Annotated in this window: 7 protein-coding genes; all 7 read right to left on the bottom strand. The window is 34.4% G+C overall.

Going from position 1 to position 6,450, the window contains the following annotated elements; genetic code table 11:
- Positions 1 to 247: 247 nt before the first annotated feature.
- Positions 248 to 1,294: an ABC transporter substrate-binding protein gene (locus QVO42_RS07060; protein WP_022425435.1), complete on the bottom strand. Its 1,047-nt coding sequence runs from the start codon at positions 1,292 to 1,294 to the stop codon at positions 248 to 250.
- Entirely contained in the window at positions 1,278 to 2,084 is an 807-nt protein-coding gene (locus QVO42_RS07055; RefSeq protein WP_022425434.1) for an ABC transporter permease, read from the bottom strand. Before QVO42_RS07055 ends, QVO42_RS07060 begins: the two co-directional genes overlap by 17 nt.
- Positions 2,059 to 2,928 carry an ABC transporter permease gene (locus QVO42_RS07050; RefSeq protein WP_022425433.1) on the bottom strand — a complete coding sequence of 290 codons (870 nt, stop codon included), beginning with the start codon at positions 2,926 to 2,928 and terminating at the stop codon, positions 2,059 to 2,061. Before QVO42_RS07050 ends, QVO42_RS07055 begins: the two co-directional genes overlap by 26 nt.
- Positions 2,928 to 3,971: a spermidine/putrescine ABC transporter ATP-binding protein gene (gene potA, locus QVO42_RS07045; RefSeq protein ID WP_022425432.1), complete on the bottom strand. Its 1,044-nt coding sequence runs from the start codon at positions 3,969 to 3,971 to the stop codon at positions 2,928 to 2,930. The genes QVO42_RS07050 and potA overlap by 1 nt, the downstream gene beginning before the upstream one ends.
- Positions 3,972 to 3,984: 13 nt before the next feature.
- A complete protein-coding gene (locus QVO42_RS07040) occupies positions 3,985 to 4,518 on the bottom strand; it encodes a helix-turn-helix domain-containing protein (RefSeq protein WP_022425431.1) in 534 nt (177 codons plus the stop codon).
- Positions 4,519 to 4,660: 142 nt separating this feature from the next.
- Positions 4,661 to 5,485, bottom strand: coding sequence for a prephenate dehydrogenase (locus QVO42_RS07035; protein ID WP_022425430.1), 825 nt, complete (start codon positions 5,483 to 5,485; stop codon positions 4,661 to 4,663).
- Positions 5,482 to 6,450, bottom strand: a 969-nt coding sequence (locus QVO42_RS07030; protein WP_288164042.1) for a nicotinate phosphoribosyltransferase, incomplete at its 5' end; no start/stop codon positions are given. The genes QVO42_RS07030 and QVO42_RS07035, both read right to left, overlap by 4 nt.

Raw genomic sequence — 6,450 nt, 5'->3', positions numbered from 1 at the left:
TGCAGTCTTCTGCCTTACCAACTTGGCTATGGAACCGTCGCAATCGAGATTGCTTGTATACTATACTATGTATTTTGAAATAATGCAAGGGGTTTTTAGAACTTTTTTTCTAAGTGTTTACATTTAATTTGATAAACACAAGGTTTTTTTAAATCAAAAAAAATCACTTTTTTATCAGAAATCCTAGGAGAATGCTTACAATAAAAGAAAAATGGTGATTCTAGATCTAGAATCACCATAAAATATGTTATTTTGCTTTAACTTTTGTCCAGTAGTTACTAAACATTTCTTTAGTCTTAGTATCCTGATAGTTGAAACATTCATCTTTAGGTCCAACACGCATGCTGTAAGCGTTGTTGTTCTTAAATTCTTTCTTTCTTGCTTTTGCAGCTGCTACAGTATTAGTAGTTAAATAACCTACTTCCTGTGTATTTAAGAATGCGTTCTTATCAGAAATCATATAGTTAATGAATTTATTAGCCATATCTGTGTTCTTACAATCCTTAGAGATAACAAATCCATCGAACCAATAGTTAGTACCTTCTTCTGGCATATAGAAGCCCATATCTGGGTTTTCTTTCATGACATCTGCCGCATCACCTGAATACATAACACAAAGTGCTTTTTCACCATTCTTCATGTTATCGATAGAGTCATCTGTTGCATATGTAGGATCCATAGTCTTTCTCTGTTCTACTAACCAGTTGAAAGCAGCCTGAATTTCATTTTCGTTAGTAGTGTTCATAGAATAGCCTAAAGCTTTTAATGCAACCATCATAGAGTCTCTTTCAGAGTCATACATATAAAGGTTACCCTTATACTTAGTATTACGTAGGATTTCCCATCCTGCTTTTAAATCTTCTTTTGTAACCTGTGTTTTGTCATAAACGATACCTACGTTACCACAGAAATATGGTACCCAGTATTCGTTGTTTGGGTCAAACTTCTGATTTAATACTTTAGTATCTAATGATTTCTTATTTGTAATCTTAGACCAGTCAATCTTCTGTAAAAGATTTTCTTTGATCATACGTTCAATCATATAATCAGATGGTACTAATACATCATACTGGTTACCACCCAATAATTTAGTATACATTGATTCATTAGAATCGAAAGTTTCATAAATAACCTTACAATCATATTCATCCTGGAATGCCTTAATAACGTCCATATCAGCATATACACCCCAGTTGAATACCTTTAATGTGTGTTTATAGTTTTTAGACCCACACCCAGTCATTAGGCCACAGATAACTGCAACGCAAAGTAAACCTTTAAATAGCTTTTTCATTTTTTACCCCTCTCTTTTTCAAATAAATATATGGTACAAAAGTGCCTAATAATACCCCAATTAAAATAACTACAAGAATAACTGTAGATAATGCATATATACTCGGATCAACACGTTTAGACATGTTGTAAACAACGATAGAAATATTTTCTACACCATTACCAGATACAAAGTACGAAATGATGAAATCATCAAAACTCATAGTAAAAGATAAAAGTGCTCCTGCAAAGATACCAGGCTTGATCTGAGGAATGATGACCTTAGTCAATGTTTGGAATGGTGTTGCCCCTAAATCCATTGCCGCATCTGCTAGATTGTCATCTAACTGTTTGACTTTAGGATAAACATTCGTAATCACATATGGTGTACAGAATGCAATATGCGCAAGCAACATTGTCATATAACCCTTTTCAAAGTTCACAAAGCTAAATAACAACATTAAAGAAATAGCTGTAACAATTTCAGGGTTCATGATTGGCAAGTTATTGACCTGCTGTACAAGAGTTCTGACAGTCTTCTTAGATTTAGATAATGCAATAGCTGTGATTGTTCCTAAAACAACTGAGCAGATTGTCGCAATGACTGCTATACTAACTGATACAAAAATCGCATTTAATAGCTGAGTGTTATTAAATAACTGTACATACCAGCGTCCTGAGAAGCCACCAAAATGTGATAAAGACTTCGCGCTATTAAATGAGAAAACTGCCATAATAAATATTGGGAAATAGAGGAAGACCATACATAGTGAAATAATAATCACTTTACTGAGCTTTTTTTCTTTTCGCATTAGTAAGTCCTCCCTGTTCAATTTCATTATTTGTCTTCTTTTCAGCACGATAGATGAGTGCCATAGAAATAATGACAATCACACCTAAGATGAGTGATACAGCACTACCGAAATGCCAGTTACCTACAGTAATGAACTGGTTTTCAATGAAGTTACCAATTAAAGAGTACTGTCCTCCACCTAACATCTTTGGAATAACGAATTCACTGATAGCTGGTAAGAATACCATTGTGATACCAGTTAATACACCTCCAAGTGATAGTTTAAAGGTGATTTTAAAGAAGGCTGTAATTTTATTTGCCCCTAGGTCATAAGCTGCTTCTACAAGTGAAGGATCCATGTTAGTTAAAGATGTATGGATTGGTAGAATCATAAATGGGAGGAAGTTATAAATCATCCCGATTGCAACTGCTCCATCAGTATATAACATTCTAAATGATCCTAATCCTAGCATTCCTAGGATGTTATTTAAAATACCGTTTCTAGATAAAATAGAAACCCATGCATAAGTACGCATTAAAAGGTTGATCCATGTTGGAATAGTAATCAACATAATAAGAATAGTCTGAGTATGCTGTTTACACTTAGATATCATAAAAGCGACTGGATAACCAATTAATAAACAGATTAATGTAGTAAGTAATCCAAGTCCAAATGATTTAATCAATACCTGGACAAAGATTGGATCAAAGAATTTCGCAAAGTTAGCGAATGTAAATTCAAATGTCTTGATTGCGGATGCCTTTTGTGTAAAAGCATAGAATACAATCAACACCATCGGCAATACAGTTAACAGGAATAGAAATAGGACATAAGGTGTAATGAGTTTTTTATACTGTTTCATTAATAAGTACCCATTGGTTCCATGACATGAATATCTTCAGGCCAGAAATCTAAATCTACTTTCTTTCCTACTTCTGTTAAATCTGTTGTATGAATCTTATAGTCCTGATTTTCTGTACGTACCATGATTTCATAGTGTACCCCTTTAAAGATAACAGATACGACTTCACCTGCAATTTTACCTCTACCTGGTTCTACAATATCTAAGTCTTCAGGACGTAATACAATATCTACTTCCTGACCTTCTTCAAATCCTTTATCTACACACTCAAACTGCTGACCATGCCATTCTACAAGGTAATCCTTAATAAAATGACCTTCTACAATATTAGATTCACCAATGAAGTTGGCTACAAATCTATTTTCTGGTTCATTATAAATATCAATTGGTGAGCCAATCTGCTGAATTAAACCTTCATTCATTACGACAATCTTATCAGACATAGTAAGTGCTTCTTCCTGATCATGAGTGACATAAACGAAAGTAATGCCTACCTGCTGCTGGATCTTCTTTAATTCAATCTGCATTGTTTTTCTTAGTTTTAAGTCTAATGCACCTAATGGTTCATCAAGAAGAAGTACTTTTGGTTCATTAACAAGAGCTCTTGCAATCGCAACACGCTGCTGCTGACCACCAGATAACTGAGAAATGTTTCTTTCCTCAAAACCCTTTAAACCTACAAGTTCCAACATTCTTCTTACTTTATGATCAATGATTTCATCAGGCATTTTCTTAATATGCAAACCAAATGCTACATTATCATAAACATCCATATGTGGGAATAAAGCATACTTTTGGAATACTGTATTTAATTCTCTCTTATATGGTGGTACACCTTCCATGTTCATACCATCAAATAATACAGTACCTGATTCAGGTTCTTCAAACCCTGCCATAATTCTTAGTGTAGTTGTTTTTCCGCATCCACTTGGACCTAGAAGTGTAACGAATTCATTTTCATAGATGTCTAAGTGAATTCCTTTTAGGACGACCTGACCATCAAATGATTTAGTCAGATTATCTAATTCAATAATTTTCTTCATAAAACTCTCCTCATTAAAATAGTGGTGGTGTAGAAATCCAGATCACTCTCGCCTTTCTTTCCCACTGATTCTCTAAATAATGTGCACGTGTGCCCTTCAAATAAAATGTTTCACCCTTTTTAACAATCTCTTCTCGCATCCCATAATGAAGAACGACTTTACCTTCTAATACATAACCAAACTCTTCTCCACCATGAGGCTCCATCTTCATTGAACGTTTACCATTTTCTAGTTCAATAAGAATAGGTTCCATCTCATTTTTCTGAGCATTTGGTACGATATAGTGAATGATGTAATCATCCTGTTCATTCACAAAAAAATCCTTCTTGCCAAAAACAAGCTGTTCATCCTCCTGCTGATCAAAGAAATCATGAAGATTAGTACCTAATGCTTCAAGAATATCATCAAGTGTTGCGACAGATGGTGATGTTAGATTTCTTTCAACCTGGGAGAGGAAACCTTTTGATAATTCACTGCGGTTTGCAAGTTCCTCAAGAGTTAAGTCGTTTGCAAGACGCAGCTGTTTAATTTTCCTTCCGAGATCCATCTAATCCTCCCTGTTTTATATAATTAACTTTTTGTTCACTTAATCAAACAATGATATTATACACGCTTATAGTAATCTTTCAACCTCTTTTTTAAACTTTTTGTTTTATATATTAAACTTTCACAACAAAAAAAGAACATTCTTACAAATGTTCTCTTCTTTTTGTGGATTTTCTAAATGCAGCCTTTAAAGTCTCATCATCATTATCACGAATCGCATTTTTTAGAATATCTAACTGCGCTTCAAATCGTTCAATAGAAGCAAGCAAATACTGTTTATTATTCATAAACAATTCATCCCATAAGTCTTCATTAATATTCGCAATACGTGTGAGGTCTCTAAATGAGTCGCCAATATACTTTCCTGTCTCATATTTCTGATCATCACTATTCATAAGTGATACAGCCAGACAGTGAGGTAACTGAGAAGTAAATGAGATAATTTCATCATGTGCTTCAGGAGACATGATCTTAACTGAACGAAAGCCTAACTGCTTAGAGAATTTCTGAACAAAATCTATAGTAGATTTCTTATTATCATCATGATAGACAATAATGAAGTTTGCATTCTCAAATACCTGTTTAGAGGCATATTGATAGCCTTTCTTTTCTCTACCCGCCATTGGATGAATAGAAATATATTCTACATCGTCTGGAATGATAGAAAGTGCTTCTCTTAAGAAATAAGATTTAATTCCTACAGCATCTGTGACGATACTTCCTGGTTTAAATTGATTGTTTTTAATAAAGTCTAAGACAAGACTTGGGTAAAGGCAGATGATTGTAAGGTCTGTTTCAGGAATAATATCCTTTCCATCTAGATAACCATCAATAATACAGCCCTCTTCTTTAGCCATATCTAGAGTCTGCTGGTTTGTATCGATACCATAGACTTCATAACCCTTCCCTTTAAGTGCCTTAACAAAACTGCCGCCAATAACGCCTAATCCTACTACTGTAATTTTCATCCACGTTTTTCCTCAAGCATCTTTAATTTATAGTCAATAAGTCTTTCAGAAAGGTCTACATAATAAGCATGTGGGTATTCCAAACGGAATATTTCATCCCATAATAACGTGCCCTGTTTTTTAACGTTTTCTCTGATTTCTTCAAGTGTCTTTTCTTCATATACACATTCACCATCTACAAAGACAGGTTTCTGTAATTCAAAGAATGTATAAGACCCACCTATTAATGTTTTATTCTTCCATTTATCATACTGAGAGTAGATAGTGAGATTCTTTTCTGGATCAATTGTTTCATCCGCAAACATTACAATATCCGCAATGGCTTTATTTGTTTCATTCTCTATTAAACGATAGACCTTCTTATAGCCTGGATTAGTAATCTTTTCTTTATTTTCTGAAATCTTGATTTTAGGAACAATCTGACCATCCTTTTCCATAGCCGCCATCTTATAGACTCCACCAAATACTGGAGAAGACTTAGATGTAATCATGTTTTCCCCTACACCAAATGAATCAATACGTGCACCCTGTTCAAGCACAGAACGGATTAAATATTCATCTAGCGAGTTAGAAATAGATATTTTAGTATCAGTTAACCCAGCAACATCAAGCATCATTCTTGCTTTCTTAGTAAGATATGCGATATCTCCTGAGTCAATACGAATACCAGCTAATGTCTTACCCATTGGCTGTAATACTTCTTCTGCAACTCTAATCGCATTTGGAATACCGCTCTTTAATGTATCATATGTATCTACTAAGAGAATACATGAATCTGGATAGATTTCGGCATAGGCTTTAAATGCATCATATTCAGTGTCAAATGACTGAACAAAAGAATGTGCCATTGTGCCAAGTACTGGAATACCAAAAGCTTTACCTGCTGATACTGTAGCAGTTCCTGCTGCTCCACCAATATAAGCGGCTCTTGCGCCATATGTTGCACCATCATATCCCTGTGCTCT

The organism is Catenibacterium sp. CAG:290 (genome assembly GCF_000437715.1).
Classification (GTDB): Bacteria; Bacillota_I; Bacilli_A; order Erysipelotrichales; family Coprobacillaceae; genus Catenibacterium; species Catenibacterium mitsuoka_A.
Note: the sequence above shows the minus strand (reverse complement) of the source record. Positions and strands in the feature narration are given on the sequence as shown.

What these genes read in the sequence shown, in the direction of transcription:
- QVO42_RS07060 (WP_022425435.1), bottom strand. Translation starts at nt 1,294, where the DNA reads ATGAAAAAGCTATTTAAAGGTTTACTTTGCGTTGCAGTTATCTGTGGC.
- QVO42_RS07055 (WP_022425434.1), bottom strand. Translation starts at nt 2,084, where the DNA reads ATGCGAAAAGAAAAAAAGCTCAGTAAAGTGATTATTATTTCACTATGT.
- QVO42_RS07050 (WP_022425433.1), bottom strand. Translation starts at nt 2,928, where the DNA reads ATGAAACAGTATAAAAAACTCATTACACCTTATGTCCTATTTCTATTC.
- potA (WP_022425432.1), bottom strand. Translation starts at nt 3,971, where the DNA reads ATGAAGAAAATTATTGAATTAGATAATCTGACTAAATCATTTGATGGT.
- QVO42_RS07040 (WP_022425431.1), bottom strand. Translation starts at nt 4,518, where the DNA reads ATGGATCTCGGAAGGAAAATTAAACAGCTGCGTCTTGCAAACGACTTA.
- QVO42_RS07035 (WP_022425430.1), bottom strand. Translation starts at nt 5,485, where the DNA reads ATGAAAATTACAGTAGTAGGATTAGGCGTTATTGGCGGCAGTTTTGTT.